Source organism: Streptomyces anatolicus (genome assembly GCF_019400875.1).
GTDB lineage: Bacteria > Actinomycetota > Actinomycetes > Streptomycetales > Streptomycetaceae > Streptomyces > Streptomyces anatolicus.
Genome location: NZ_WMBF01000859.1, coordinates 1 through 1,044, shown reverse-complemented (window position 1 = coordinate 1,044; position 1,044 = coordinate 1). Strand labels below are relative to the sequence as shown.

The following is a 1,044-nucleotide window of genomic DNA, read 5'->3' as shown; positions in this document are numbered from 1 at the left end:
CTCTTCGCCCTCGCCCCCACCGCCCTGCGCGCCATGCGGGCGGCGGCGTTGCGGCACGACTCGCCGGTCACCCGGCACGCGATCCGTGTCACCGCGGTGGCCGCCGCGGGCTATCTGCTCGGCACCTGGCTCCCGTTCGGCCACGGATACTGGGCCCCCATGGCCTCGGTCATGGTGATGCGCCCGGACTTCTCCCAGACGTACTCCCGCGCTGTGGCCCGCTTCGGCGGCACCCTCGTCGGCGTCGCGCTGGCCACGGGCCTGGTCCAGTTGATCCACCCCCGCACCGGCCTGTCCGCCGCGCTCGCCGTGGTCTGCGCCGGGCTTATGTACCTGCTGATGCGCACGGGGCAGGTGGCGGCGCAGGCCTGCGTGGCCGCGTACGTCGTGTTCCTGCTCGGCATGGGCGGCCAGCAGTGGACGCAGACGGTCCCGGAGCGCGTCGTCCTGACGCTCATCGGCGGCGTCCTCGCGATGATCGCGTACGCGCTGTACCCGGCGTGGGAGACCCCGCGCCTGCGCACCCGCCTGGCCGACTGGCTGATCGCGGACGGCCGTTACGCCGCCGCGGTCGTCGACCACTACGCGCATCCGGCGGGCAAGGCCTGCCCCGACGTCCGTGAGGCCCTGCTCACGGCGAGGGACGCCAGGGTCGCCTGGCAGGAGGCGGCGGCCCGCGCCGAGAACGAACCCGTGCGCCACCGGGGTCTCTCCCGCGCCGCGGCCACGGAGGCGGAGGACGCGCTGGCTCAGCTGGGCCGCGTGGCGATGCTGATGGAGGCCCATCTGCCGGAGCGCGGCGCGACGCCCGTACCCGCGGCGGCGCGCCTGGCCGAGGCGTTGCGCAAGTCGACGGAACAGGGCGCGAAGGCGGTACGCGAACGCCGCGTCCCCGACTGGGGGGCGGTCCGTACGGCCCTGGCGGAGTGGGACGGCGAGGGCGTCCCCGACCGGGTGGTCCGCAAGGGGGCGGGCCTGCTTCTGACCACCCTGGAGGAACTCTCCGACGCCCTGAACACGCCCGCGCCCCCCATGCTCCTGGAC

The 1,044-nt window shown here is 75.1% G+C and carries 1 protein-coding gene; it reads left to right on the top strand.

Annotated elements, in window-relative coordinates; genetic code table 11:
- The coding region (locus tag GKQ77_RS32995) for an FUSC family protein (RefSeq protein ID WP_258022366.1) at positions 1-1,044 on the top strand (1,044 nt) is incomplete at both ends.